Genomic DNA, 26,027 nt, shown 5'->3' with positions numbered 1-26,027 from the left:
GGGCTTGAGCGAATTCAGATCCTCCGGGGGCTGAGGAACGGGATTTCTCCCTCAAGTTACATGCGACTATCGGGGCCGGGCCTTAACAAGTCCTTACCGGACCGCTGAAAAATTTACGAATGTGTACCACTCGTGAAATCTAGGTAAATTCCCGCGACATGGTTCGTTAACCATGCCGGTCGGGATCACTCGGCAAGCTGCGGCAGGTTCCTGAACAGCTCCAGCGCTTCCGGGTTGGCGAGCGCTTCCTTGTTCTTGATGGCGCGGCCATGCACCACGTCGCGCACGGCGAGCTCTGTGATCTTGCCCGACTTGGTGCGCGGAATGTCCGACACGGCGACGATCCTGGCCGGCACGTGGCGGGGGCTGGCGCCACTGCGGATCTTGGCGCGGATGCGTTTTTCCAGGTCCTCGTCCAGTTTGACGCCCGCGGCCAGCCGCACGAACAGCACGACGCGCACGTCATTGTCGAAATCCTGGCCGATGCACAGCGCCTCCAGGATTTCCGGCATCTGCTCGACCTGGTTGTAGATCTCCGCCGTGCCGATGCGCACGCCGCCCGGATTGAGCGTGGCATCCGAACGGCCATGGATGATCATGCCGCCATGCACGGTCCATTCGGCGAAATCGCCATGGCACCAGACATTGTCGAAACGCTCGAAATAGGCGGCCTGGTATTTCTTGCCGTCGGGGTCGTTCCAGAAGCCGATCGGCATCGATGGAAACGCCTTGGTGCAGACCAGTTCACCCTTCTCCTGCCGGATCGGCTTGCCGTCATCGTCCCAGACATCGACAGCCAGGCCGAGGCCCGGTCCCTGGATCTCGCCGGTCCAGACCGCTTGGGTCGGCACGCCGAGCACGAAGCAGGAGACGATGTCGGTGCCACCGGAAACCGAGGCCAGATGCACGTCCTTCTTGATGCCGTCATAGACGAAGCGGAAATCCTCGGGCGAGAGCGGCGAGCCGGTGGAGGCGATCGCCCGGACATCAGACAGATCATGGCTGCGGATCGGCTTGAGGCCGGCCTTGCGCACGGAATCGATGAACTTGGCCGAAGTGCCGAAGAAGGTCATCTTCTCGGCATCGGCGAAGTCGAACAGCACATTGCCGTCGGGGTAGAAAGGCGAGCCGTCGTAGAGCAGAAGTGTCGCCCCGGAAGCCAGGCCCGACACCAGCCAGTTCCACATCATCCACCCGCATGTGGTGAAGTAGAAGAAGCGGTCGCCGTCAGCGAGCCCGGCATGCAGCCGGTGTTCCTTGACATGCTGGATCAGCGTGCCGCCGGCCGAATGGACGATACATTTGGGGATGCCGGTGGTTCCTGATGAAAACAGGATGTAGAGCGGATGTGAAAACGGCAGCCGCTCGAAGCCGACGGCTTTTTCCACGAAAGGCGACAGCGCCTCTTCCATCGCCATCGCCTTGTCGATGGTTGCGGCCACATCGGCCGAGGTGCCGAGATAATCGACAAGCAGGACCTTGCGGACACTGCCGAGCTTGGCCGCGACCGCGGCGACCTTGTCGGCGACCTCGATCGCCTTGCCATTGTACCAATAGCCGTCTGGCGCGATGAAGATGACGGGTTCGATCTGGCCGAACCGGTCGAGCACGCCCTGTTCGCCGAAATCGGGGGAGCAGGATGACCACACCGCGCCGATGGAGGCGGCGGCAAGCATGGCGGCGACGGTCTCGGGCATGTTCGGCATCATCGCGGCAATGCGGTCGCCCTTCCTGACCTTGAGCGACAGGAAAAGCTGCTGCAGGCGCGACACCAGGCCATGCAGCTGGTTCCACGACAGCCGTCGCTCCACCTTGTCCTCGCCGCGAAAGACGATCGCCTCGCCGGCACCGGTCTTCTTCAACAGGTTCTCGGCGAAATTCAGCGTTGCGTCGGGGAAGAAGGAGGCGCCCGGCATCTCGTCGCCATCGGCCAGCAGGCGCTCGCCCTTGTCGCCGACGATGCCGGAAAAGTCCCAAACCAGGCTCCAGAACGCCTCGCGATCCTCGACCGACCAGCGGTGCAACTCGGCGTAGGAGGCGAATGTGGCGCCGGCTTTCGCCTCAGCCGCCTTCAGGAAAGCCGTCAATGGCGAAGCGTCGATCCGGTCTTGCGTCGGGGTCCAGAGCGGTACTTCGGCAGCCATGATCGATCCTCCCACGGTCGTCATCGCTTATGCATATCGCAGCGCAGCAGAGCAAGATTTTGTTGGGCGCAAGCGGCCAGGTGTGCGCAAATGCCATCGCCGGGCCATAAAGACTTGAAATGCCTCAGTCCTAAGTCGTAGTGACGGCTGGGGTTACACACCGGGCGATTAATCGGAACGCAAGCAGACAGGGCGAGATGCCATCATCCTTGATCCGCCGCGGAGTATGGGCGATCGGCGCTGCCGTGATCGTTATCGCTCTTGTGGTCGCCACGCTGCCGCTGATCGCCTCGACGCGCATCGTGCGCGACCGCATCGCCTGGGAAATGAGCGCCTGGAGCGGCTTCCGGGTCGCCATCGAAGGCTCGCCGCGCATCGAGGTCTGGCCGAAATTCCGGGCGATCCTGAGCGATGTGACGCTGTCGAAATGGACGGACACCGACGCACCACCGGTCGTCGAAGCCGAACGGGTCGAAATCGACCTCTCGGCCATGGCGGCCTTGCAGGGCGACGTGGTGTTTTCCACGGCGCGACTGGTGCGGCCGACGATCCGGGTCCAGCGCACGGCGGACGGCCTGTTCCTGCCCACCGCGCCGACGGGCGGGCGCATCGCGCGCTCCATCGACACGGCGCGCGGCGTGGTCAGCGCCGACCCCGCCAAGCCCGACCTCGACAAGCTGCCGGCAGATGCCTTCGGCACGGTTGAGTTCAGGGACGGACGCATGGTGGCTTCCGTCAACGGCAAGGACGTGGAGATCCTGAGTAGCCTCAGCGGTCAGGCCACCTGGGCGGCGATGAACAGCAATGCGACGCTGTCTGCAACCGGGATCTGGCGCGGCGAAAGCGTCGCCCTCGATGCCGCCTCGCAGAAGCCGCTGGTGCTGTTTGCCGGGGGCATGGCACCACTCACTCTGTCTTTCAAGGCAGCCCCCGCCACCTTCTCCTTCGACGGCACGGCCAGCATGTCCGACAACGCCTATTTCGACGGCCAGGTGAAATTCGCGGCACCGTCGCTGCGCCGCGTGCTGGAATGGTCGCAGGCCGGCATCGCACCGAGTGCCGCGATCGGCTCGGTCAGCATTTCGAGCAAGGTCACGGCGTCGGCCGGACGCGTCAAATTCGAGAACACCGCGCTGACGCTGGACAACAATCCGGGCATGGGCGCACTCGACCTGTCGCTTGGCGACGCCCAACCCGTGATCTCGGGCACGCTTGCCTTCGACACGCTCGATCTCAGGTCCTTCCTGTCGGCCTTTACCCCGCTGGGGCCGGCAAGCGGGGGCGGACCAGGTGACGTGGAGGCAAGTTTCGCCGACCGGGTCAATCTCGATCTCAGGCTGTCGGCGGCGCATGCGACGGCCGGCGCGATCCAGCTTGCTGATGTCGCCGCCACCGCCCAGGTCAAGGACGGTCTTTCGGTCTTCGACATCTCCGACGCCTCGGCCTTTGGCGGCAACATCCAGACCAGCCTTCGTTTCGACCGAAAGCCCGAGGGCACACAGGTCGAGATCCGGCTGCTTGCGTCTGACGTCGATGGCGGCGCGTTCGGCACGGCGGCCGGCATGACCCGGCTCGTGCCGGTCGGCACGGGCACCGTTTCCGTCATCCTCAAGGGGCCGGGCAGGACCTGGGATTCGATCTTTGAAAACGCCGACGGTTCGGTCTCGGCGACCTTCGGCCCCGGCGCGCTCAGCAAGTTCAACCTGCCGGCCTTCCTCAAGCATACCGAACAGGGCGGCTTCTTCGCGCTCGACGATGTCTCCGACGGCACCCTGCCGATCGATGGCGCCGAAGTGAAGGCGACCATTTCGCGAGGCGTGGCAAGGCTGGACAAGGCCGAGGCCAATTCAGCGAAGTACAAGATCTGGCTTTCCGGCATCGCCTCCTATGCGGGGCGTGGGCTGGCACTGTCCGGCGGCGTCATCCAGCCGGACCAGGCGGCCGCACAGAAGACCGGCCAGCAAGGCCCCAACCAGTCTTCCTTCTTCGTCGGCGGAACCTGGAGCACGCCGTTCATTTCGCCGATAAGCCGCGGCGTTTCGGGCGAATAGCTCGCGATCTCCTCAGCCGCGCTGCGCGGCCTGTTCGTCGAGTTGGCGCTGCACTTCGCGCCGCTTGTTGGCGATCGATGCGATGATGACGCCGACAGCGACGACGGCGATCAGGATGGTGCAGGCGGCATTGATCTCCGGCGTCACGCCGAGACGGACCTGGCTGTAGATCTTCATCGGCAGCGTCGTCGCCCCCGGCCCGGAGGTGAAGGAGGCGATGACCAGATCGTCGAGCGACAGCGTGAAGGCCAGCATCCAGCCGGACACGATCGCCGGCAGGATGACCGGCAGCGTGATCTGGAAAAAGGTCTTGGCCGGCGTTGCGCCGAGATCCATCGCCGCTTCCTCCAGCGACCGGTCGAAGGAAACCAGGCGCGACTGCACGACGACCGCCACGAAGCACATCGTCAGCGTGATGTGGGCGAGCGTCACCGTGAAGAAGCCGCGGTCGAGCCCGACGGCGACGAACAGCAGCAGCAGCGACAGGCCGGTGATGACTTCCGGCATGACGAGCGGCGCGAAGACCATGCCGGAAAACAGCACCCTGCCCCGGAACCGCGTGTAGCGCGTCAGGGTTAGCGCCGCGAGTGTACCGAGCACCGTCGCCACGGTGGCCGAAATGACGCCGACGCGCGCCGTGACCCAGGTGGCGTCCATCAGACCCTGATTGTGGAACAGCGACACGTACCATTTGGTCGAGAAGCCGCCCCAGACAGTGACGAGCTTGGATTCGTTGAAGGAGAAGACGATGAGCAGCACGATCGGCAGGTACAGGAAGGCAAAGCCAAGCACGATCGAGGTGACGTTGAAACGGCTCCAGGTGGCGTTCATTTACCCTGCTCCTGGGCACGCGCCTGTGCCTGCTGGAAAAGCATGATCGGCACGGTGAGCAGCAGAAGCAGGATGACGGCTACCGCCGACGATACCGGCCAGTCGCGGTTGGCGAAGAACTCGTTCCACAGCGTCTTGCCGATCATCAGCGTGGACGAGCCGCCGAGCAGATCGGGGATGACGAACTCACCGACGGCCGGGATGAACACCAGCAGGCAGCCGGCAATGACGCCCGGCAGCGACAGCGGGAAGGTGATCTTCCAGAAAGCCGATGTCGGCGGGCAGCCCAGATCCTTGGCCGCCTCGATCAGCGAGTAATCCATCTTTTCCAGCGACGAATAGAGCGGCAGCACCATGAACGGCAGATAGGAATAGACGATGCCGATGAAGATCGCCGTATAAGTGTTGAGGATGACCAGCGGCTGGTTGATGATGTGCAGCGACAAAAGCAGTTGGTTCAGCAAGCCCTCGGGCTTGAGGATGCCAATCCAGGCATAGACGCGGATCAGGAACGACGTCCAGAACGGCAGGATGACCAGCATCAGCAATGTCGGACGGATGGTCGCCGGCGCGCGTGACATGCCGTAGGCGATGGGGTAGCCGACGATCAGCGTCAGCACGGTCGAGATCGCGGCAATGATGACACTCGTCACATAGGCCTTGAAATAGAGTGCGTCCTGCGTCAGCCAGACATAGTTGTCGAAGTTGAGGTCGCGAAACCCGGCGAAGAAGCCGGAGACGCCGTCGCTGAAATCGAGCACCGGCGTGTAGGGCGGCATGGCGATCGCCGTCTGCGACAATGAAATCTTGAAGACGATGACGAAGGGGATGAGGAAGAAGAACAGCAGCCAGAGGTAGGGGACGATGATGACGAGCCGGTTGACGAAGCCGGCCCCCAGGCGCGTCAGGAACGGCTTGGCGGCGGTCGGTGGCGCGGCGGCAGCGGTGACGGCGATGTTGGACATCTCAGCCCCCTACCGTGCCAGCACGACGCCGGCGTCGGGCCGGAAGGACACCCAGGCACGGTCGTTCCAGGTCAGCGGATCCTCGGTCACGCGCGCCGCGTTCAAGGCGCTTGCCCGCACGATCTGCCCGTCGTCGAGCCTGATGTGGTAGACGGTCATGTCGCCGAGATAGGCAACGTCATAGACCTCGCCTTCCAGCGCGTTGACGGCATCGGCCGGCTTCTTCGACGACACCTTGATCTTCTCCGGCCTGATGGCGAAGACGATATCGGCATTGGCCGCGGCGGCCGCACCGCCATTCTCGACGACGATCTGGGCTCCACTCGATCCGGTGATGCGGGTGGTGTTGGCCGACCGCTCGGCGACCTTGCCCTCGAACATGTTCACGTTGCCGACGAAATGGGCGACGAAGCGCGAGGCCGGGGCCTCGTAGACTTCCGCGGGCGTCGCCACCTGCATGACCTCGCCCTTGTCCATGATGGCGATGCGATCGGCCATGGTCATCGCTTCTTCCTGGTCGTGGGTGACGACCACGAAGGTGAGACCGAGCTCCTGCTGAAGATCCATCAGTTCGAACTGGGTTTCCTCGCGCAGCTTCTTGTCGAGCGCGCCGAGCGGCTCGTCGAGCAGCAGCACTTTCGGCCGCTTGGCGACCGAGCGGGCGAGCGCGACGCGCTGGCGCTGGCCGCCAGAGAGCTGGTGCGGCTTGCGCTTGGCGAACTGCTCCAGCTTGACCAGCTTCAGCATCTCGGCGACGCGCTTTTCGATATCGGGCTTTGGCATGCCTTCCTGCTTGAGGCCGAAGGCAATGTTGTTTTCGACCGTCATATGCGGGAACAGCGCATAGGACTGGAACATCATGTTGACCGGCCGGCGATAGGGCGGGATGCCGCGCAAATCCTGACCGTCGAGCAGGATGCGGCCGGCCGTCGGTTCCTCGAAACCGGCAAGCATCCGCAGCAGCGTCGACTTTCCGCAACCCGAGGCGCCGAGCAAGGCGAAGAACTCGCGCTCGAAAATGGTCAGCGACAGATTGTTGACGGCGGTGAAGTCACCGAACTTCTTGGTGACGTTGTCGAACTGGATGTATGGCTTGGCGTTCGGGTCGTTCCATGGCGCGAAGTCCCTGCGGATGCTGCCAAGCGATTTCATATCCCCACTCCGTGCTGTTTCCTGCTTCATGCCCCAAAAAGACGCGACCCCGGCTTTTGTTCGCCGAGGTCGCTTCAGATCCTTATTGGCCGGTGACGATCTTGGTCCAGGTGCGCGTGATGACGCGCTGGGTCTTGGGATCGTAAGGAGAGACCGTGTAGAGCTTCTGCAAGGTCGCGTCGTCCGGATAGACGGCCGGGTCGCCCAGCAGTGCCTTGTCGACGAACTGCTGCGAGGCCTTGTTGCCGTTGGCGTAGAGCACGGCGTTCGACGATTTGGCGATCACTTCCGGCGTCATCATGTAGTTCAGGAATTCATGCGCTTCGGCGACATGCGGCGCATCGGCGGGAATCGCCATCTGGTCGAACCACATCTGCGCGCCTTCCTTCGGCACGGAATAGCCGATCTCCACCCCCTGCTTGGCGTCGTTGGCACGGTTGCGCGCCTGGAAGACGTCACCCGACCAGCCGACCGCCAGGCAGATGTCGCCATTGGCGAGCGCATTGATGTATTCGGACGAGTGGAACTTCCGGATGAAGGGGCGAACCTTCATCAAAGCTTCCTCGGCCTTGGCGATATCGTCGGGCGAGGTGCTGTTCGGGTCGAGGCCGACATATTTCAGCGCTGCCGGAATGATGTCGGCAGGCGAATCCAGCACATAGACGCCGCAATCCTTCAGCTTGGCCAAGCTTTCGGGGTTGAAGAACACGTCCCAGCTGTCGATCTTGTCGGTGCCGAGCGCTGCCTGCACCTTCTTGATGTTGTAGCCGATGCCGACCGTGCCCCACATGTAGTTGATCGAATACTCATTGCCCGGGTCGTATTTGGCGGTCCTTTGCGAAACCGTGTCCCACATGTTGGAGAGGTTCGGCAGTTTCGACTTGTCGAGCTTCTGGAACACGCCGGCCTGGATCTGGCGTGCCAGGAAATTGCCGCTCGGCACGACGACGTCATAGCCGCTGCCGCCGGCGAGCAGCTTGGTCTCGAGGATTTCGTTGGAATCGAACGTGTCGTAGACGACCTTGATGCCGGTCTTCTTGGTGAAGTCGTCGATGATCGTCGGGTCGATATAATCGGACCAGTTGAAGACATTGACGACGCGGTCCTCGGCATGCCCGGCAGGCGTGAACAATGTCAGAAATACCGAGGTCGCCGAAAGCCAGAGCGCTTTGCGGATCATGCTATTCTCCTTTGGTGAGTGTTCCATCGCCGGCTCGTCGCGACATGCGCGCGGCCGGGCATTTGTTTCAGACTATTGAGCTTTCCAGGGGACAACAAGCGCCGATTGGCGCGCCGGTTGCGGCCGCGCGATCGTCTGGATCTGGAAGGAAGCACGGCGTCGTCAGAAGCTTTCGCCGCCGCGCGGACAGGAATACAGAAATATGGTCCGGTCTCGATCTGACCGGCGGGGAGACTTGGCAAGATACGCCTGTCTTGTTGTTGCCGTGGCCCCAGCCTGCCCGGGCGGCAGCAACATTGTCAATGGCAAAGCTTCAGCGGCCGGCATCAATTCGGCGATGGCACCCCGGTGACCCCTGCCCGCCGCGGCCGTGCCTGGCGCTTGAACTCGAGCCCGATATGGACGAGCAGCGCCGTGACCACCACCGCGCCGCCGATGATGGTGCGCCCGGACGGCACCTCGGAATGGACGAGCCAGACCCATATCGGCCCAAGGATCGGCTCGAATGTGCCGAGCAGTGCCGCGATGGCCGCCGGGATCAGCCGCGCGCCGGTGGCGAAGAACGCGAGACCGATGCCGAGATTGACCACGCCGAAGGCGAAAAGAAAGCCCATGTCGGCGGCCGACACCGTGAAGGTCGATGCCTGCGAGGCGGCAAAGCCCGCGGCCAGGAGCGTGCCGAGACAGGTCGCCGGCGTCATCCGCACGCTGGCGAAGCGTCTTGTGATGACGGTGGCGATCGAGAACATCAAGGCGATCAGCAGCGCCAGCCCGTCACCTATGGGCGAGACGGCGCCATCAAGCGATTCCGACACCATGATGGCAACGCCGGCAATGACGGCGGCGATCGCCACCCAAGTCACGACACCGACCCGTTCGCGAAACAAGGCCCAGGCCAGCAGCGCCGCCAGAAGTGGTACGCCCGCCTGCATAAGCAAGATGTTTGCGACGGTGGTGTAGGCAAGCGCCACGACGAAGGCGGTCGACGCGATGGCGAAACAGAACCCCACGGCAAGGCCAGGCAAGCCCATGTCGCGAAACGATCTCAGCATGCCGCGCCAGCCGTCGCGCCAGGTCATGAACAGGAGCAGGAAGGCGGCGGCCCAGACGGAGCGCCAGAAAATGACCGTCCAGCTGTCGCCGACGGTGATGAAGCGGGCGATGGTGCCGCCGAAACTCCACATCAGCGCCGACAGGAAGACCAGAAGCATGCCGATGCGTTCCTCGCGCGGCGAGGCGGTCGATACAGCAAGGCCTGCTGATGATGCTGCGTCTGTCATGGGCGCGAGTGTCGAGCTTTTGTGGACGGGACGATGCGCAAGGGGCGACAAAGAACTGCTCCGTTCGCGTAACGCAAAGGCTTGGAGAGCGGGTGATCCAGACACCGGCGACGATTGTGGCACCTTTGCCGCCGCGCTACTGGAAGTCGAAAGCGCTCAGGCCCGTCACCATCTCGTCGAGGCCGAGCGGACGTGTCACCGGCGGTTCGGCGCGCGCCAGGCAGCCGACGCGCTCGCAAAGCCGGCAGGCGGGTCCTACCGGCGTGGCCGTCGGAGCGCCCAGTCCAGCCTTACCACCGCCCGCCGCGCCGGGCAGAGCGGCGCCATAGACGATGTCGTCGCGAAAGCCGATATCGCAACCGATGAGCAGCGCGGTGCGGCGCGGACGCTCCGAGAACGCACCTTGCGGCCCTTCCAGTGTGCGGGCGACGCACAGGAACTCGGCGCCATCGGGCATTTCCACCGCTTCGACGAAAACTTGGCCCGGCTGGGAGAAGGCGGCATGCACGGGCAGCTTGGGACAACCGCCGCCGAAGCGGCTGTGCGGAAAGCCCTGGCTGCCGGCCCTGCGAAATCGGTTCCCGGCATTGTCGACCTCCAGCATGAAGAAGGGCACGCCCGACGCGCCTTGCCGCTGCAGCATGGTCAGCCGGTTCGCCGCCTGCTCGAAGGAAACGCCGAAGCGCGAGCGCAGGACGTCGATGTCGTAGCGGGCGCGGATGGCGGCCGCATGAAAGGCCTGGTAGGGCATCATCAGCGCATGCGCGGCATAGCGGCCGAGCTCGAAGCGGGCAAGGCGGCGGGCTTCATCGGTGGTCAGCTTGAGCGCCTGGATCTCGCCGGCGACTGCGACCGTCATGCGGATCAGGCAGGCCTCCATCGCCACCTCGCGCAGCTGGTCGAACGGCGACAGCCGCTCGGACAGGAACAGGCGCTGCGAATGGCGGTCGTAGCGGCGACGCCAGTTGGGCATGGTGGCGACCGGCAGCACCTTGACCACGATGCCGTATTCGCGCTTTAGCCAGGCTTTCAGCGCACCGAACAGATCGTCGCCGGGATCGAGCACCGAGGTGAAGGCCTCGGCCTCTTCCTCAAGTGTCGAAAAATGGTTTGGCCGCCGCTCGAAGGTCTCATGCACCTCGTCGATCGGCAGCCGGGCGCCGGACAGCGCGGTGGCGCGGCCCTCGCGCGCCAGGAGTTCGTTGAGGTCCGACAGCCGCTCGGCCTGCTCGCGATAGGCGCGGAACAGTTTTATCACCGCGGCGGACGCATTGGGCGCCGCTTCGGCAAGCTCGATGAGCTCCTGGTCCCCAGGCAATTCGCCGACCAGCAGCGGATCGGTGAACACTTCCTTCAAGGCCGCGACCGACCCTCTCGCCTCGCCCTGCAACTCATGAGGGTCGACCTTGTAGACAGAAGCCAGCTTGAGGATGAGCTGCACCGTCAGCGGCCGCTGGTTGCGCTCGATCAGGTTGAGATAGGACGGCGAGATGCCGAGCCCCTCGGCCATCGCCGTCTGGGTCAGGCCCTTGGCGTTGCGGATGCGGCGGATGCGCGGCCCGGCGAAAATCTTCTGCTCAGCCATCGACTGCCCTTGACAGGAATTTACATGACATTCGCGACAATCCCGTCGCCCGCATCTTTACAATCATGACAAGTTTACAGCAGCGCTCTGTCAAACACAACACAGGTTTTCCCTTATCTCCGGCCTCATTGGTTGATTTTTCTGGCTGATTTTGCGCCGCAATGTAAATTCAGTCACATTCCAAGGCGCCAGGAGAATGGCGCGCGGGCAAAGCACAGCAATCCTTCGGAGTGACTCATGACTGATTTTTACAATCTCGTTCCCTCGGCGCCGGAAGGCCGCTTCGACGGCATCGAACGTCCCTATTCGCCGGAGGATGTGAAGCGGCTGCGCGGCTCGGTGCAGATCCGCCAGAGTCTCGCCGAAATGGGTGCCAACCGGCTGTGGAAGCTCATCCACGAGGAGGATTTCGTCAACGCGCTCGGCGCCATGTCCGGCAATCAGGCGATGCAGCAGGTGCGCGCCGGACTGAAGGCGATCTATTTGTCGGGCTGGCAGGTCGCCGCCGATGCCAACACCGCCTCGGCGATGTATCCCGACCAGTCGCTTTATCCGGCCAATGCGGCGCCGGAACTGGTCAAGCGCATCAACCGGACGCTGCAGCGTGCCGACCAGATCGAGACCTCCGAAGGCAACGGGCTTTCGGTCGAAACCTGGTTCGCGCCGATTGTCGCCGACGCGGAAGCCGGCTTCGGCGGGCCGCTCAATGCCTTCGAGATCATGAAGGCGTTCATCGAGGCGGGCGCCGCTGGCGTGCATTACGAGGACCAGCTGGCGTCGGAAAAGAAGTGCGGCCATCTCGGCGGCAAGGTGCTGATCCCGACCGCCGCGCATATCCGCAACCTCAACGCCGCGCGGCTGGCAGCCGACGTGATGGGCACGCCGACACTCGTCGTGGCGCGCACCGACGCCGAAGCCGCGAAGCTTCTGACATCCGATATCGACGAGCGCGACCAGCCCTTCGTCGACTACGATGCCGGGCGCACGGTGGAAGGCTTCTACCAGGTCAGGAACGGTATCGAGCCCTGCATCGCGCGGGCCGTCGCCTATGCCCCTCACGCGGACCTGATCTGGTGCGAGACCTCGAAGCCGGACCTGGCGCAGGCCAAGAAATTCGCCGAGGGCGTGCGCAAGCACCATCCGGGCAAGCTGCTCGCCTACAATTGCTCGCCCTCGTTCAACTGGAAAAAGAACCTCGACGACGCCACGATCGCCAAATTCCAGAGGGAACTCGGCGCCATGGGGTACAAGTTCCAGTTCATCACGCTCGCCGGCTTCCACCAGCTCAACTACGGCATGTTCGAACTGGCGCGTGGCTACAAGGAACGGCAGATGGCGGCCTATTCCGAGTTGCAGGAGGCCGAGTTCGCGGCGGAAGCCAATGGCTACACCGCGACCAAGCACCAGCGCGAGGTCGGCACCGGCTATTTCGACGCCGTTTCGATGGCAATCACCGGCGGCAAGTCGTCTACCACCGCCATGCATGAATCGACCGAGCATGCGCAATTCAGGCCGGCCGCCGAATAGCGGGTCAGAAAACACCGAGGAAACGCCCAACAGGGCTTCACACACAGGAGAAGACCAATGGCATCGATAAGCCGCGTCAAGGAACGGGCCGAAGAACAATCGACCACGATGAGCGTCGACCAGCAGGCGACGATCCGCATGCTGGCCAACGATCTGCACAGGCTCAACCAGTCGGTGATGAAGGCGGTCGAGGCGGGCGTCTCGGTGGAACTGGTTCGCTCGGCGAGGCACCATGGCGGCGACGGCAATTGGGGCGATCTGCTGATCCCGGTGATCGTCACACAACAGAGCCATGGCTGACCGGAAATCGTTGCAACCCAACCTTCACCTGCGCAGCGTATGCGCAGGTGAATTTTATTTTTATGCAACCAATTCGTGGACAGGTCAGTACAGTACTGTTGCTTGACTCCACTGTCGCAGGAGGCGTTTTCGGATGCCTTTTATTTCACCTTGACATGGGGTGCGATCTCACGCCAATTGTCGCCCAGATTCAACTCTGCATTGAAATAGGGGCGAGCTTCTTGGCCGACTTGGGTGCCCAGTGAGTAACGAGGGCGAGACCGCAAAACATCCGAATCTGGTGACCCAGGATTCAAGCACCGAGACGATACGCAATCCCTCGCAGGTGCTTGTTGTCGGGAAATCGCCGATCAATCGCGTGGTGGTGTCGAAGATCGTCGAACGATCCGGGCTCAAGCCGATCTCGGAATCGCCCGATATGGCGGCGAAGACCTTGCGGACAATGGTGCCAGGCGTGATCGTGCTGGATGGCGGCGCGGACAACAAGGACTGCGACACGCTGATGTCCGGCATCGAAACGTTGCGGCGGGCTTCGGGACAATCGTTTCCGCCCGTGATCCTGCTTTCGACCAAGACCGGAACGCCGGAGAGCCTGGGCCTGTCGAACGTGATCGACGTGGTCGTCGCCAAGCCGATCACGCCCGAGCGGCTGCAACCGGTGATCGATCGCCTGATCAGCCGCTGAAGCGCGTCAGCTGACGCCTTTCAGGACCTCGTTCCATGCATGTCGACCTCCCAAAACCGCGGTCGGTTTTGAGCGACATGCAAACGCGATCAACTTCCCCGAGTGATGTTTTGCACCAGCTCGGGCAATTGCCCGAGATCGGATATCTGGCGGAACCGCGGCTCGGCGTGCGGCGCTTCGACATGCTCGAGCACCCAGGTCAGTTCGTGCGGCACATGGACGCCCCAGCCGCCGGCCTCGATGGCCGGCACGACGTCCGATTTCAGCGAATTGCCGACCATCATGCTCTTTGCAGGGCCGTCGCCGTGGCGGCTGAAAAGACGGGAATAGGTCGCTGCATTCTTGTCGCTGACGATCTCGACCGCGTCGAACAGGTCGCCAAGGCCCGATCCGGCCAGCTTGCGCTCCTGGTCGAAGAGGTCGCCCTTGGTGATCAGCACGAGCCGGTATGCACCGGCAAGTTTCTCCACCGTCTCGCGCACATGCGGCAAGACCTCGATCGGGTGGCCCAGCATTTCGCGGCCGGCCTCGAGGATCTCCGCTATGACCGAAGCCGGTACGCGCCCGTCGGTGACCTCGATCGCCGTTTCGATCATCGACAGGGTGAACCCCTTGATGCCGAAGCCGTAGACGGCAAGGTTGCGCCGTTCGGCCTCGAGCAATCGCGCCGAAGTCTGTTGCTCCTCGCCATGATCGGCAAGCATGGCGGCAAAACGCTTCTCCGTCATGCGGAAGAACTGTTCGTTCTGCCAAAGCGTGTCGTCGGCGTCGAAGCCAATGGTCGTCAGTTCGTTGTTGTTTCGCATCGATGCCTTCCGGGTTGCGAGCCGCCCGAACCTAAGCCGGCCGGCGTGATTTTCAACCGGAACGGGGAATGCCGGCAGCGCCTCCCTTCCCTTCCACAGTGGGGCACGGCTATACTCGGAAATCCGCAACCCAATCTGGTGAATGATGCCGCCTGCAAAAAAGGAAGTCCGTCCGTCGAGCCGCGGAGGACGGGCGCGTACGCCTGCCTTCGTGAAAAACCTGCGTGGTGTGAAGAACTGGAAGGAAGTCAGCGACTGGCTGGAATGGCGCGGCATCGAGGACATTGAATGCATCACGCCCGATCAGGCGGGCGTGGCGCGCGGCAAGATGATGCCGTCGAAGAAATTCACCTCCAACACCTCGCTGGCGCTGCCTTCGGCCGTCTTCATGACGACGATTTCCGGTGGCTATCCCGAAGACGGCAACGGCTTCCACTATCCGGAAGACGACGGCGACCTCAAGCTGATGCCGGACCTGTCGACGCTGACAGTGGTGCCCTGGGAAGAAGACCCGACGGCCGCCGTCATCTGCGACCTCGTCCACCAGGACGGACGCTCGGTCGAATTCACGCCGCGCAATGTGTTGAAGCGCGTGCTTGCCGCCTATGACAAGCTCGGGCTGAAGCCGGTGGTGGCGCCCGAGATCGAATTCTACCTGGTGCGCAAGAATCCGGACCCGGACTATCCGCTTACCCCGCCCGTCGGCCGCTCGGGCCGCGCGATCGGCGGCGGCGCCGGCTATTCGATCGCCGGCGTCAACGAGTTCGACGAACTGATCGACGACATCTACCATTTCTCCGAAAGCCAGGGCCTGGAGATCGACACGCTCATCCATGAAGAGGGCGCCGGCCAGCTCGAGATCAATCTGCGCCACGGCGACCCGATCGAGCTTGCCGACCAGGTGTTCATGTTCAAGCGCACCATCCGCGAGGCGGCGCTGAAACACGAAATCTACGCCACCTTCATGGCCAAGCCGATCCAGGGCCAGCCGGGTTCGGCCATGCATATCCACCAGTCGATCATCGACAAGAAGACCGGCAAGAATATCTTCTCGGCCGAGGACGGCTCGGAGACCGAGGCGTTCTTCCATTTCATCGGCGGCATGCAAAAGCACGTGCCGAATGCGCTGGTGATGTTTGCGCCCTATGTCAATTCCTACCGCCGGCTGACACAGGCGGCCTCGGCTCCGGTCAACAACAAATGGGGCTATGACAACCGCACCACGGCGTTCCGCGTGCCGCGTTCGGATCCGGCGGCGCGGCGCGTCGAAAACCGCATCCCGTCCTCCGACGCCAATCCCTATCTCGCGCTGGCGGCTTCGCTTGCCTGCGGGCTGATCGGCATCACCAGGAAGATCAAGGCCGAGCCGCCGGTGCTGACCACCGCCAATGCCCACGAGATCGACCTGCCGCGCAGCCTGCTCGAGGCCGTCGACCTGTTCGAGGGCGACGAGGAACTCTGCGCGCTGCTGGGCAAGTCGTTCGCCGCCACCTATGCGGCGATCAAGCGGGCGGAATTCGAGACCTTCATGGAAGTGATCAGCCCGTGGGAGCGGGAGTATTTGTTGCTGAATGTTTAGGGGAATAAGGGAGTAAGGCAGTAGGGCAGTAGGGCAGTAGGGCAGTAGGGCGAGGATGGCGGCCAAGATTGAATCGTACAGAGATTTGATTGTCTGGCAGCAAGCTATGGATCTGGCGGTTTCGATCTACGAAACAACCAGAGCCTGGCCAAAGGATGAGCGCTACGGGCTGACGGCTCAGGTACGTTGTGCAGCCACCTCCGTTCCCGCCAACATTGCCGAGGGTTACGGGCGAGAAAGCCGAGCCTCTTATCAGCAATTTCTCAGGATCGCGCAGGGATCTCTCAAAGAGTTGGAGACTCATCTGCTGATCGCGCAGCGCGTCGGAATCGCCTCTCATGAGGCAGCCGAACCACTGATGAGCCGGAGTGAGAGCGTCGGAACCCTCTTGCGACTTCTCATCCGGAAATTGTCTCCTGAATAGTCCTACCTACTGCCCTACTGCCCTACTGCCCTACTGCCCTACTCCCCTACTCCCCTACTGCCCTACTCCCCTACTCCCCTACTCCCCTATGAGCACCATGCCCTATCAATCCCCCATTTCCCCCGGCCGCTCGTGGTATGAAGACACGGCGGGGCCTAGACCAGAATATCCGGCGCTGGATGGCGACCGAACCTGCGACGTTGTCATCATCGGCGGCGGCTTTACCGGTCTGTCGGCCGCAACGCATCTCGCCAAGGCGGGAACCAATGTCGTTTTGATCGAAGCATACCGTTTCGGTGACGGCGCATCGGGCCGCAATGGCGGCCAGCTCGGCACCGGCCAGCGCGCCTGGGCCGAGGACCTGGAGGCCGAATACGGGCTGTCGCGCGCCAGGGCGCTGTTCGATCTTGCCGAGGAGGCGAAGGCGCATCTCATCGAATTCGCCGCCGCCAACCAGATCGATATCGACTACATGCCGGGCCAGCTCTCGGTGGCGCACAAGCCGCGCTATGTCGACGACTACAAGGCGCATGCCGAGATCATGGCCAGCCGTTTCTCCTATCCGCACATCTCGTTCATGGATGCGAAGGAGACCGCGGAGCGGCTGGGCTCGACCGCCTATTTCGGCGGCACGCGCGACACCGGCACCGGCCATATCCATCCGATGAAGCTGGTGATCGGCACGGCGCGGGTGGCGGCCCAGGCCGGCGCGCAGCTGTTCGAAGGTACGCCATCGACGGGCATCGTTTCCACTGGCGGCAAGGTCAGGGTTTCCACGCCAAGAGGCACCGTGACCGCGCAGAAATGCCTGATCGCGGTCAACGCCTATGGCGGCACGCTCGAACCGGTGAGTGCCGCGCACATCATGCCGATCGGCTCCTTCATCGGTGCGACCGTACCTTTGGGGACGGATTCGAACGTGCTGCCCGGCGGCGAGTCGGTCGATGATTCCCGCTTCGTGGTGCGTTATTTCCGCAAATCGAGGGACGGCCGGCTGCTGTTCGGCGGACGCGAGGTCTATGGCGTCAACGACCCCAAGGACATCCACATCCATATCCGCCGCCAGATCGTGGAGCTCTATCCGGCGCTGAAAGATATCGAGATCACCCATGGCTGGGGCGGCTATGTCGGCATCACCGTGCCGAGGAAGCCGTTCGTGCGCGAAGTGATGCCGAATGTGATCTCGGCCGGCGGTTATTCCGGCCACGGCGTCATGCTGTCGAACTTCTTCGGCAAGCTCTATGCAGAGACCGTTGCCGGCAATCGCGACCGGCTGAAACTGATCGAGGACTTGAAAATTCCGCCATTTCCCGGCGGCCGGCGTTTCCGCACGCCGCTGCTTTTCCTGGCGCTCAACTGGTTCGCGCTGCGCGACCGGATCTAGGGCATATCGGGGCAAAAATGCCCCCGGTTAGGGGAACTATACGGGCCAGAAAGCGAGTCGCATGACCTGTTTCGACGCGACGCGCCTCGTGCTGGATCCAATCGCCATCACGATCTGATGTAATATTGTAATATTCATTGCCCTGGCGGCACATTGCGGAAATGCCGGTAAAGGCGCAGAATCCGCTATAATGGCGTACTGATGCCACAATCAGGGGCGAAAGGTTCGCGCTTCTGGGCGACTATTCGGGGATTGCTGCGGGCTTGCCCGTGTTGATTTTTGGGACCGATGCCGATCAGATGCCGGACTTCCGGCAACGATCGAAAGAACATTGGCCCGCTTATGGAGGTGGCGAGAGTGAGAGAGCCCTTCAGTTTCGGTGTTCCGGAACGTCGGCGCTTTGCCATGCAGTTTGGATACGACATGCGGCCGTCCTTCTGGCAGGAAGTCCGTTCGAACTCGCATCTGGTGATTGCAGCGGTCGGCACCGCCGCGCTGCTCGGCGTGGCCGCGGTGGCGCTCTGGCTGGCATTGCCAACAAGCGAGCGGCAAGCAGCCGCCAGCCAGGAACAGAGCATTCCGACCATTCCGGTGAAAACGACGAAGATCGTGCCTGCCGGAACCACTGTGGCCGCGGCGACCGTGCCGCAGCCCGCCCGCAAGTCCGACCAGGTCTCACCGACGACCGTGGCGGCGGTGAAAGCCAATATACAAGCGCTTGCCGCCAATAACCCCCGTTGGACCGAGGCCCAGCCGAAGCCCGCTTCGGCGGCATCCGATCAGGCGGCCACCCCTGACCAGGCTGAACCGGCGCCGGACAAACCGGCCACCGCCGCGGCATTCGCACAATCGGCGACCGATACGGACGCTACTGCCGAACTTGCCAAGGTTGCCGCGCCGGCACCGTCGGCAGGCAGCAGTCCGGATGGAGCGAAGACCGCCGCCATCCCGCAAGTGCAGCCGCAAGCGCCCGAACAGCAGCCGGCGGCGAGCGATGACGATGGCAGCAACGCCAAGGCCAAGCATCGCAAAGTGGCGGCGGCCGGCAATGGGCGCATCCTGAGGGCAGTGACCATGCGCAGCGGCCCGAAGAAGAACGCAGCCGCCATCGGCACCGTGCCGGCAAGGACGTCGGTGCAGGTGATGAACTGCAAGCAATGGTGCCAGATCGTCTACAACGGCAAGACCGGCTGGATCTACAAGAGCTACATCAAGGCCGGCGGCTGATGCCTCTCTGATGCGCTTCAGATGCAGCGGCCGCCATCGACCTCCAGCGCCACGCCGGTGATGAAGGCGGCTTCATCCGAAGCCAGCCAGAGTGCGGCATTGGCGATGTCGAGCGGGGTCGAAAGCCGGCCGAGCGGGATCGAGGCGCGGAATGTCTCGCGAATCTGAGGCGTATCAGCGCCCATGAATTTCTCCAGCATGCCGGTTTCGCCGGCGACCGGGCAGAGGCAGTTGACGCGGATGTTCTTGGGCGCGAGCTCGACCGCCATCGACTTGGTGGCGGTGATCGCCCAACCTTTCGAGGCATTGTACCAGGTGAGGCCGGGCCGTGGCCTGAGCCCCGCGGTGGAGGCCGTGGTCAGGATGACGCCGCCGCCTTGCCGCTCCATGATCGGCACCACGGCAAGGGCCGCGTGATAGATCGCCTTCATGTTGACGGCGGTGATCAGGTCGAAAGTCTCTTCGTCGACCTTGAGCATGTCGCCGTTGCGGTGGGTGTAGCCGGCATTGTTGACCATGATGTCGATGCGGCCGAAGGCGCTTTTGGCGGCATAGACCATCTCGTCGAATTCGGAGCGCAGCGAGACATCTGTCTGCGTCCAGATCGCCGCCTCGCCGATCTCGCCGGCGACGCGCTCCGCCCCCTTGGCGTTGAGATCGGCGACAACGACCTTGGCGCCCTCTTCGGCAAAACGCTTGGCCATGCCTTCACCGAAGCCCGATGCCGCGCCGGTGATGATGGCGACCTTGTTTTCCAGACGCATGCTTTTCCCGCTCATCGATATCTTCCGGAATCAGGCGGCGGACCGCCATGGCCCATGCCGCGACAGACAATTTCTCCCTTAGCTTTCGTCACATTCACGTTCTATGCTGCACCTGCGAAAGCTTCCGGAGTCTTCGTTCACCGACAAGCCTCCGGCAAGCGCCAGTGTCAAGCGCACATGTGGACCCAATCAATATCCAGCGATTGGTCCTCGATGTGACACCATGGCACTGGAAAATTTAAATCGATTAGAATATATCAGCCGCGTACTCGCGACCGGCGTCAAAGCGGACAGACCATGACCAGCCAGATCATTCCCGTCGACCCTTTCGACTTCATCATTTTCGGCGGCACCGGCGACCTGTCGGAACGCAAGCTTCTGCCGTCGCTCTATTATCGCCAGCGCGACCATCAATTCTCCGAGCCGACGCGCATCATCGGCACATCGCGCTCGAAAATGAGCGACGAGGAATTCCGGGCCTTCGCCAGCCAGGCGATCTCCGATCACGTCAAGCCGGCCGACATCGACGCCAAGGAGCTGAAAACCTTCCTGGCGCGGCTTTCCTATGTCTCGGCCGATGCGACGAGCGGCGCCGGCTTCGACAAGTTGAAGAAGGCGATCGGCGAGAGCGAGAACATCCGCGCCTTCTACCTGGCGGTGGCGCCGGCGCTGTTCGGCGATATCTCGCACAAGCTCAAAGAACACAAGCTGATCACGCCGAACTCGCGCATCGTGCTGGAGAAGCCGATCGGTCGCGACCTTGCCTCGGCGCGGGCGCTCAACGATCTGGTCGGCGACGACTTCCACGAAAGCCAGATCTTCCGCATCGACCACTATCTCGGCAAGGAGACGGTGCAGAACCTGATGGCGCTGCGCTTTGCCAATGCGCTCTATGAGCCGCTGTGGAATTCCGCCCATATAGACCACGTACAGATCACGGTCGCCGAGACCGTCGGCCTGGAAGACCGCGTCACCTACTACGACAAGGCCGGCGCGCTGCGCGACATGGTGCAGAACCACATGCTGCAGCTGCTCTGCCTCGTCGCCATGGAGGCGCCGTCGTCGATGGACGCCGACGCCGTGCGCGACGAGAAGCTGAAAGTGCTGCGGGCGCTGAAACGCATCAACGGCAACGAAGCGCCGAAGCACACAGTGCGCGGCCAGTACCGCGCCGGCGCATCCGCCGGAGGGCCGGTCAAAGGCTATGTCGAGGAGCTCGGCAAGGACAGCAACACCGAGACCTTCGTCGCCATCAAGGCCGAGATCGGCACCTGGCGCTGGGCGGGCGTGCCGTTCTACCTCAGGACCGGCAAGCGGCTGGCGACCCGGGTTTCGGAAATCGTCATCGAGTTCAAGCCGATCCCGCATTCGATCTTCGGCGACAGCGCCGGGCCGATCTTCGCCAACCAGCTGGTCATCCGCCTGCAGCCCGACGAAGGCGTCAAGCAGTTCATCATGATCAAGGATCCAGGTCCGGGCGGCATGCGGCTGCGCCAGATCTCGCTTGACATGAGCTTCGCGCAATCCTTCGACGGCCGCGCGCCGGACGCCTATGAACGGCTGATCATGGACGTCATCCGCGGCAACCAGACGCTGTTCATGCGCCGCGACGAGGTCGAGGCGGCGTGGAAATGGATCGACCCGATCCAGAATGCCTGGGAAGGCGCCAAGCAGGAAGCACAGGGCTATACGGCGGGCACTTGGGGGCCGTCGGCCTCGATAGCACTGATCGAACGTGACGGGCGGACATGGCACGAGAGCAATTGAACGGCGCCAGCTACAACTGGAACGCTTTCCCCGACCGGCCGCAACTGGCCGCGGCGCTGGCCGGCCGCGTGGCCGACCGCCTGGTGAAGGCGATCGCCGAGCGCGGCACGGCGGTGCTCGCCGTCTCCGGCGGCACCACGCCGGCAAAATTCTTCGCTGCCCTCTCAACGGCGCCGATCGCCTGGGACAAGGTGATCGTGACGCTGGTCGACGAGCGTTTCGTGCCGGCCTCCTCGCCGCGCTCCAATGCCGGGCTGGTGGCCGCCAATCTCTTGCAGAATGCGGCCAAAGCGGCGCGCTTCGTGCCGCTCTACCATGAGGCGTCAGGCATCGAGGATGCGGCGGCATCGGACGATGCCGCACTGCGCTCCCTGCCCTGGCCGCTCGATGTCGTGGTGCTCGGCATGGGGCCGGACGGCCACACCGCCTCGTTCTTTCCCGACGCCGACGATCTGGCCAAGCTGCTCGATCCGGCCTCGGACAGGATCATCCTGCCGGTTCACGCGGCCAGTGCGGGCGAGCCGCGGCTGACCCTGACGCTGGCGCGCATCATCGATGCAGGCTTCATCGCGCTGCACATAGAGGGCGAGGACAAGCGCACCGCCTTCGACGGCGCGGTCGCGCCCGGCCCGCGAAAGCCGATCCGTGCCGTGCTCGACGCCGCTCACAGGCCCGTAGAGGTTTTCTGGGCGCCTTGATTTTACGTTTAGTGGTCCCGGCAATTGCGGGAGGATGTTTCCGGGACCTCGCTTGAAAGGACCGACCGCCATGACCGCAAGACGCGACATCGAAGCCATCACGGAACGCATCCGCCAACGTTCGAAGGCGGGCCGCGAGCGCTATCTCGGCCGTATCGCCGAAGCGTCGAACCAGACCGCCAACCGGTCGGTGCTGTCCTGCGGCAACCTCGCCCACGGCTTTGCGGTGTGCAGCCCCTCGGAAAAGCTGGCGCTCGGCGCCGACAAGGTGCCCAATCTCGGCATCATCACCTCCTACAACGACATGCTGTCGGCGCATCAGCCCTTCGAGACCTACCCTGCCCTGATCAAGGAAGCCGCGCGCGAGGCCGGCGGCATCGCCCAGGTGGCCGGTGGCGTGCCGGCGATGTGCGACGGCGTCACGCAGGGCCAGCCCGGCATGGAACTGTCGCTGTTTTCGCGCGACGTGATCGCCATGTCGGCAGCGGTCGGCCTGTCGCATAACATGTTCGACGCCGCCGTCTTTCTCGGCGTCTGCGACAAGATCGTACCGGGACTGGTGATCGCGGCGCTCACCTTCGGCCATCTGCCGGCGGTGTTCATTCCGGCCGGACCGATGACGACCGGGCTGCCCAACGACGAGAAGGCCAAGGTTCGCCAGCTCTATGCCGAGGGCAAGGCGGGGCGCGCCGAATTGCTGGAGGCCGAGTCCAAATCCTACCATGGGCCGGGCACCTGCACCTTCTACGGCACGGCGAACTCCAACCAGATGCTGATGGAGATCATGGGCCTGCACACGCCGGGCGCCTCCTTCGTCAATCCCGGCACGCCGCTGCGTGATGCGCTGACCCGCGAGGCGACGAAGCGGGCGCTGGCGATCACCGCGCTCGGCAATGCCTATACGCCGGTCGGGCGGATGATCGACGAGCGTTCGATCGTCAACGGCGTCGTCGGGCTGCATGCCACCGGCGGCTCGACCAACCACACCATCCACCTCATCGCCATGGCGGCGGCAGCCGGCATCGCGCTGACCTGGCAGGACATTTCCGACCTCTCGGAAGCTGTGCCGCTCCTGGCCCGCGTCTATCCGAACGGGCTTGCCGATGTGAACCATTTCCATGCCGCCGGGGGGCTCGGCTTCCTGATCCGCGAACTGCTCGACGAGGGCGTCCTGCACGAGGACGTGCAGACGGTGTGGGGTGAAGGCTTGCGCCCCTATGCGGTTGAGGCCAAGCTCGGCGCCGATGGCTCCGTGGTGCGCGAGGCCTCGCCGCAGGCCAGCGGCGACGAAAAGGTGCTGGCGCCGTTCCACAAGGCCTTCCAGCCGACAGGCGGCCTGAAGGTGCTGGCCGGCAATCTCGGCCACGCCGTCATCAAGACCTCCGCCGTCAAGCCGGAACGGCGCATCATCGAGGCGCCGGCCAAGGTGTTCGACAGCCAGCAGGGCCTGAACGAGGCGTTCAAGGCGGGCACACTGACCGGTGATTTCATCGCCGTCATCCGCTTCCAGGGCCCCAAGGCCAACGGCATGCCGGAATTGCACAAGCTGACCACCGTGCTCGGCATCCTGCAGGACCGCGGCCAGCGCGTCGCACTGGTCACCGACGGACGCATGTCCGGCGCCTCCGGCAAGGTGCCGGCGGCGATCCATGTGACGCCGGAGGCGGTCGAGGACGGACCGATCGCCAGGATCCATGACGGCGACATCATCCGCCTCGACGCCGATGCAGGAACGCTGGAGGTGCTGGTGCCGGGAACCGAATTCGCGCTGCGCCGCACCGCCGAAGCCGATCTCATCGGCAACGAATTCGGCTTCGGCCGCGAGCTTTTCGCCGGCTTCCGGCAGTTGGTGGGCCGCGCCGACCATGGCGCCAGCGCTTTCGGGACGGCCTGAGTTTTCTGGTCAAATAAAAAGGGCGGCCTTGAGCCGCCCTTTTTGCGTGTCCTGCTGGAGCTACTCTACCTTGAGCTCGCTCCGCTCGCCGGCCTTGACCGTGAAAGGCGTTTCCTTGTCGGCCTTGTCGGTGGTGAAATTGGTCACGAGCACGTAGTCGCCCGCCGCCAGCGTGGTCTGCATCTTTTCCCCGTAGGCGTAAGTGACCTGCTTGCGCTCGCCCTGGATGTTCTTCTTGGCCTCGAAGATCTTGAAGCCGTCGGCGCCCGGCGCGTCGACAGCCAGCACGCCCGCGTTCAGCGTCACGTTGACATCGGTCATCTGCCCGACCGTGACGCTGAAAGGCTGTTCGGCGGTCACGGCCTGCACATCGACGCCGATCACATAGTCGCCCGGAGGCAGATCGAACTGGCTGTCCGGGCCGTAGGCGTAAGTCACCTGATCACGGGTGCCGTCGAGCTTCTTGGCGGCCTTGTACACTTTCCAACCCACATCGGTTTCGGCCTTCTCGCCGCCCTGGGTGTAGAAGGCGTTGGCCTTGGCCTTGCCGACGCCGACGATGATGTCCTTGTCGACGACCTGGCCGGCGGCAAGCTGCATGGTCTCGCTTGCCTCGCCGGCTCCCAGCTTCACGGTGACCTTGGTCTCGCCGGCCGGGACGACGTACTTGACCTCGCCGTAGTTGCTGTCCGAGGTGCCGCCGGGATAGGCGATGCTGATCTGCGCATTGCGGTCGACTTCGGCCCCCGGCGCCGGTCGGGCATGGATCGAGAGTTCGGCGGCGTTCAAATTGAGTGCGAGTTCGGTTGCCTTGTCCGCCGTCAGCGTGACCTTCTGCTGCGCCTTGGCGGCACCACTCGAGGCGACGACGATGTAGTTGCCAGCGAGAACGTGGAATTTGACAGCGTTGTAGCCGTCGTTGACATGGTCTCCACCGACACCCTTGGCATCGTCCGGAAAGACTTCATAGTAGACGTCGATCTTCGGTACCTCGCCGCCCTCTTTCAAGAATGCCTGGGGAATGAGGTTGTAGTCGACCTCGGCCGCTTTCGGTGCAGGCGCGGGAGCCGGTGCTGGTTCGGGAGCCGGGGCCGGAGCTGGTGCCGGTGCAGCGACGGTTTCGACCAGCGCTTCCTGCAGCGCCTTCTCGTCGGAGGCCTGGATGTACTTGCCGCCGGTGTTTTCAGCCAGGCACGCGATCTGCTTGCCCTCGTCGGCCGTCAATCCAAAGCCGACGACGTCGGCGGTGAAGTCGACGCCGGATGCCTCGAGTTCCTTGCCCAGCGCGCACGGGTCGCCGCCGCAGGTCTCGAGCCCATCGGTGATGAGGACGACGGTTGCCTTGTCCTCGGTGTATTTCAGCGCTTCGGCCGCCTGCTTGACGGCCGCCGTCAACGGCGTCTTGCCGAGGAATTTCAGACTGTCGGCGGCATCCGTGATGGCGCTTGCCGAGCCCGCCTGGGGCGGCACGATCAGCTGAATGTCCTCGCAGCTGCCTTTTTCGCGGTGGCCGTAGGCCATGAAGCCGATCTCATCGTCGGCGGGAACCGATTGAAGCACGGTCCTCAGCGATTCCCTGGCGATTTCGAGCTTGGGCTTTCCGTCGATCTGCGCCCACATCGAGCCGGAAGCGTCGAGAATGATGATGACCTTGTTTGCGGCAAAGCCGAACGTCGTCATCGACAAAAGGAGGATCGCCGCAGCGATGCTCCGTGACAATCCCACCATCAAAATCTCCTGAGTAGCCGCCCCGCCTGCGACCCAAAACTATTTGAGCGCGTGTC

General features: G+C 63.4%; 21 protein-coding genes. 11 read left to right on the top strand and 10 right to left on the bottom strand.

Annotated elements, in window-relative coordinates; genetic code table 11:
• Window positions 1–185: 185 nt before the first annotated feature.
• Window positions 186–2,144: an acetoacetate--CoA ligase gene (locus AC1DPX_RS32040; RefSeq protein WP_477241819.1), complete on the bottom strand. Its 1,959-nt coding sequence runs from the start codon at window positions 2,142–2,144 to the stop codon at window positions 186–188.
• A 197-nt stretch (window positions 2,145–2,341) separates the two neighbouring features.
• On the opposite strand from AC1DPX_RS32040, the gene AC1DPX_RS32035 reads away from it, so the two are divergent.
• Complete coding sequence (locus AC1DPX_RS32035; protein ID WP_477241817.1) at window positions 2,342–4,195, top strand: AsmA family protein; 1,854 nt, start codon at window positions 2,342–2,344, stop codon at window positions 4,193–4,195.
• A gap of 12 nt (window positions 4,196–4,207) precedes the next feature.
• Here AC1DPX_RS32035 and AC1DPX_RS32030 read toward each other — a convergent pair whose 3' ends face one another.
• The 6 genes from AC1DPX_RS32030 to AC1DPX_RS32005 all read right to left on the bottom strand — a co-directional run bounded on the left by AC1DPX_RS32030 (window position 4,208) and on the right by AC1DPX_RS32005 (window position 11,188).
• Window positions 4,208–5,026 (bottom strand): ABC transporter permease, encoded by an 819-nt coding sequence (locus AC1DPX_RS32030; protein ID WP_019860323.1) that lies wholly within the window; start codon window positions 5,024–5,026, stop codon window positions 4,208–4,210.
• Entirely contained in the window at window positions 5,023–5,991 is a 969-nt protein-coding gene (locus tag AC1DPX_RS32025; protein WP_202356086.1) for an ABC transporter permease subunit, read from the bottom strand. Before AC1DPX_RS32025 ends, AC1DPX_RS32030 begins: the two co-directional genes overlap by 4 nt.
• Before the next feature lie 9 nt (window positions 5,992–6,000).
• The gene (locus AC1DPX_RS32020) at window positions 6,001–7,143 is read right to left on the bottom strand and encodes an ABC transporter ATP-binding protein (protein ID WP_477241815.1); all 1,143 of its coding nucleotides are present in this window, start codon (window positions 7,141–7,143) and stop codon (window positions 6,001–6,003) included.
• A gap of 82 nt (window positions 7,144–7,225) precedes the next feature.
• A complete protein-coding gene (locus AC1DPX_RS32015) occupies window positions 7,226–8,323 on the bottom strand; it encodes a polyamine ABC transporter substrate-binding protein (protein ID WP_202356088.1) in 1,098 nt (365 codons plus the stop codon).
• A gap of 326 nt (window positions 8,324–8,649) precedes the next feature.
• Window positions 8,650–9,603 carry a DMT family transporter gene (locus AC1DPX_RS32010; protein WP_202356089.1) on the bottom strand — a complete coding sequence of 318 codons (954 nt, stop codon included), beginning with the start codon at window positions 9,601–9,603 and terminating at the stop codon, window positions 8,650–8,652.
• A gap of 136 nt (window positions 9,604–9,739) precedes the next feature.
• Complete coding sequence (locus AC1DPX_RS32005) at window positions 9,740–11,188, bottom strand: helix-turn-helix domain-containing protein (RefSeq protein ID WP_202356090.1); 1,449 nt, start codon at window positions 11,186–11,188, stop codon at window positions 9,740–9,742.
• A gap of 237 nt (window positions 11,189–11,425) precedes the next feature.
• On the opposite strand from AC1DPX_RS32005, the gene aceA reads away from it, so the two are divergent.
• The 3 genes from aceA to AC1DPX_RS31990 all read left to right on the top strand — a co-directional run bounded on the left by aceA (window position 11,426) and on the right by AC1DPX_RS31990 (window position 13,700).
• Window positions 11,426–12,715 (top strand): isocitrate lyase, encoded by a 1,290-nt coding sequence (gene aceA, locus AC1DPX_RS32000; RefSeq protein WP_202356091.1) that lies wholly within the window; start codon window positions 11,426–11,428, stop codon window positions 12,713–12,715.
• Window positions 12,716–12,772: 57 nt separating this feature from the next.
• On the top strand, window positions 12,773–13,015 hold the full coding sequence (locus AC1DPX_RS31995; RefSeq protein ID WP_006202762.1) for an SMc00767 family acetate metabolism repressor: 243 nt from the start codon (window positions 12,773–12,775) through the stop codon (window positions 13,013–13,015).
• A 241-nt stretch (window positions 13,016–13,256) separates the two neighbouring features.
• Window positions 13,257–13,700, top strand: coding sequence for a response regulator (locus AC1DPX_RS31990; RefSeq protein WP_477241813.1), 444 nt, complete (start codon window positions 13,257–13,259; stop codon window positions 13,698–13,700).
• Window positions 13,701–13,789: 89 nt separating this feature from the next.
• Here the strand turns inward: AC1DPX_RS31990 and AC1DPX_RS31985 are convergent, their stop codons facing one another.
• Window positions 13,790–14,506 carry an HAD family hydrolase gene (locus AC1DPX_RS31985; protein WP_477241811.1) on the bottom strand — a complete coding sequence of 239 codons (717 nt, stop codon included), beginning with the start codon at window positions 14,504–14,506 and terminating at the stop codon, window positions 13,790–13,792.
• A 142-nt stretch (window positions 14,507–14,648) separates the two neighbouring features.
• Between AC1DPX_RS31985 and AC1DPX_RS31980 the strand changes: the two genes are divergently transcribed.
• From AC1DPX_RS31980 to AC1DPX_RS31965, 4 genes are all read left to right on the top strand, one after another.
• Complete coding sequence (locus AC1DPX_RS31980) at window positions 14,649–16,085, top strand: glutamine synthetase family protein (RefSeq protein ID WP_202356094.1); 1,437 nt, start codon at window positions 14,649–14,651, stop codon at window positions 16,083–16,085.
• A gap of 55 nt (window positions 16,086–16,140) precedes the next feature.
• Window positions 16,141–16,509, top strand: a complete 369-nt coding sequence (locus AC1DPX_RS31975; protein ID WP_477241809.1) for a four helix bundle protein — start codon at window positions 16,141–16,143, stop codon at window positions 16,507–16,509.
• A 97-nt stretch (window positions 16,510–16,606) separates the two neighbouring features.
• Window positions 16,607–17,893, top strand: a complete 1,287-nt coding sequence (locus tag AC1DPX_RS31970; protein WP_202359539.1) for an NAD(P)/FAD-dependent oxidoreductase — start codon at window positions 16,607–16,609, stop codon at window positions 17,891–17,893.
• 357 nt (window positions 17,894–18,250) lie between these two features.
• Window positions 18,251–19,120, top strand: coding sequence for an SH3 domain-containing protein (locus AC1DPX_RS31965; protein ID WP_477241807.1), 870 nt, complete (start codon window positions 18,251–18,253; stop codon window positions 19,118–19,120).
• A gap of 17 nt (window positions 19,121–19,137) precedes the next feature.
• Here the strand turns inward: AC1DPX_RS31965 and AC1DPX_RS31960 are convergent, their stop codons facing one another.
• A complete protein-coding gene (locus tag AC1DPX_RS31960; RefSeq protein WP_202359540.1) occupies window positions 19,138–19,884 on the bottom strand; it encodes an SDR family oxidoreductase in 747 nt (248 codons plus the stop codon).
• A gap of 297 nt (window positions 19,885–20,181) precedes the next feature.
• On the opposite strand from AC1DPX_RS31960, the gene zwf reads away from it, so the two are divergent.
• The 3 genes from zwf to edd all read left to right on the top strand — a co-directional run bounded on the left by zwf (window position 20,182) and on the right by edd (window position 24,243).
• The gene (gene zwf, locus AC1DPX_RS31955) at window positions 20,182–21,651 is read left to right on the top strand and encodes a glucose-6-phosphate dehydrogenase (protein WP_202356097.1); all 1,470 of its coding nucleotides are present in this window, start codon (window positions 20,182–20,184) and stop codon (window positions 21,649–21,651) included.
• Window positions 21,633–22,349: a 6-phosphogluconolactonase gene (gene pgl, locus AC1DPX_RS31950; protein WP_477241805.1), complete on the top strand. Its 717-nt coding sequence runs from the start codon at window positions 21,633–21,635 to the stop codon at window positions 22,347–22,349. The genes zwf and pgl overlap by 19 nt, the downstream gene beginning before the upstream one ends.
• 70 nt (window positions 22,350–22,419) lie before the next feature.
• The gene (edd, locus tag AC1DPX_RS31945) at window positions 22,420–24,243 is read left to right on the top strand and encodes a phosphogluconate dehydratase (RefSeq protein WP_477241803.1); all 1,824 of its coding nucleotides are present in this window, start codon (window positions 22,420–22,422) and stop codon (window positions 24,241–24,243) included.
• 60 nt (window positions 24,244–24,303) lie between these two features.
• On the opposite strand, the gene AC1DPX_RS31940 is transcribed toward edd, so the two are convergent.
• The gene (locus AC1DPX_RS31940; RefSeq protein WP_477241801.1) at window positions 24,304–25,971 is read right to left on the bottom strand and encodes a vWA domain-containing protein; all 1,668 of its coding nucleotides are present in this window, start codon (window positions 25,969–25,971) and stop codon (window positions 24,304–24,306) included.
• Between the last annotated feature and the right edge of the window lie 56 nt (window positions 25,972–26,027).

The sequence above is a fragment of the Mesorhizobium sp. 01N446 genome, assembly GCF_056399285.1.
The sequence above is the reverse complement of the archived record's forward strand: the minus strand, read 5'-3'. Positions and strand labels throughout refer to the sequence as shown.

Excerpts from the sequence above, each read along its gene's own strand:
- AC1DPX_RS32035 (WP_477241817.1), top strand. The coding sequence starts at position 2,342 with ATGCCATCATCCTTGATCCGCCGCGGAGTATGGGCGATCGGCGCTGCC.
- AC1DPX_RS31970 (WP_202359539.1), top strand. The coding sequence starts at position 16,607 with ATGCCCTATCAATCCCCCATTTCCCCCGGCCGCTCGTGGTATGAAGAC.
- edd (WP_477241803.1), top strand. The coding sequence starts at position 22,420 with ATGACCGCAAGACGCGACATCGAAGCCATCACGGAACGCATCCGCCAA.
- AC1DPX_RS32030 (WP_019860323.1), bottom strand. The coding sequence starts at position 5,026 with ATGAACGCCACCTGGAGCCGTTTCAACGTCACCTCGATCGTGCTTGGC.
- AC1DPX_RS31960 (WP_202359540.1), bottom strand. The coding sequence starts at position 19,884 with ATGCGTCTGGAAAACAAGGTCGCCATCATCACCGGCGCGGCATCGGGC.
- pgl (WP_477241805.1), top strand. The coding sequence starts at position 21,633 with ATGGCACGAGAGCAATTGAACGGCGCCAGCTACAACTGGAACGCTTTC.
- AC1DPX_RS31975 (WP_477241809.1), top strand. The coding sequence starts at position 16,141 with ATGGCGGCCAAGATTGAATCGTACAGAGATTTGATTGTCTGGCAGCAA.
- AC1DPX_RS32040 (WP_477241819.1), bottom strand. The coding sequence starts at position 2,144 with ATGGCTGCCGAAGTACCGCTCTGGACCCCGACGCAAGACCGGATCGAC.
- AC1DPX_RS31980 (WP_202356094.1), top strand. The coding sequence starts at position 14,649 with ATGATGCCGCCTGCAAAAAAGGAAGTCCGTCCGTCGAGCCGCGGAGGA.
- AC1DPX_RS31940 (WP_477241801.1), bottom strand. The coding sequence starts at position 25,971 with ATGGTGGGATTGTCACGGAGCATCGCTGCGGCGATCCTCCTTTTGTCG.
- aceA (WP_202356091.1), top strand. The coding sequence starts at position 11,426 with ATGACTGATTTTTACAATCTCGTTCCCTCGGCGCCGGAAGGCCGCTTC.
- AC1DPX_RS32010 (WP_202356089.1), bottom strand. The coding sequence starts at position 9,603 with ATGACAGACGCAGCATCATCAGCAGGCCTTGCTGTATCGACCGCCTCG.
- AC1DPX_RS32025 (WP_202356086.1), bottom strand. The coding sequence starts at position 5,991 with ATGTCCAACATCGCCGTCACCGCTGCCGCCGCGCCACCGACCGCCGCC.
- AC1DPX_RS31995 (WP_006202762.1), top strand. The coding sequence starts at position 12,773 with ATGGCATCGATAAGCCGCGTCAAGGAACGGGCCGAAGAACAATCGACC.
- AC1DPX_RS32020 (WP_477241815.1), bottom strand. The coding sequence starts at position 7,143 with ATGAAATCGCTTGGCAGCATCCGCAGGGACTTCGCGCCATGGAACGAC.
- AC1DPX_RS32015 (WP_202356088.1), bottom strand. The coding sequence starts at position 8,323 with ATGATCCGCAAAGCGCTCTGGCTTTCGGCGACCTCGGTATTTCTGACA.
- zwf (WP_202356097.1), top strand. The coding sequence starts at position 20,182 with ATGACCAGCCAGATCATTCCCGTCGACCCTTTCGACTTCATCATTTTC.
- AC1DPX_RS32005 (WP_202356090.1), bottom strand. The coding sequence starts at position 11,188 with ATGGCTGAGCAGAAGATTTTCGCCGGGCCGCGCATCCGCCGCATCCGC.
- AC1DPX_RS31985 (WP_477241811.1), bottom strand. The coding sequence starts at position 14,506 with ATGCGAAACAACAACGAACTGACGACCATTGGCTTCGACGCCGACGAC.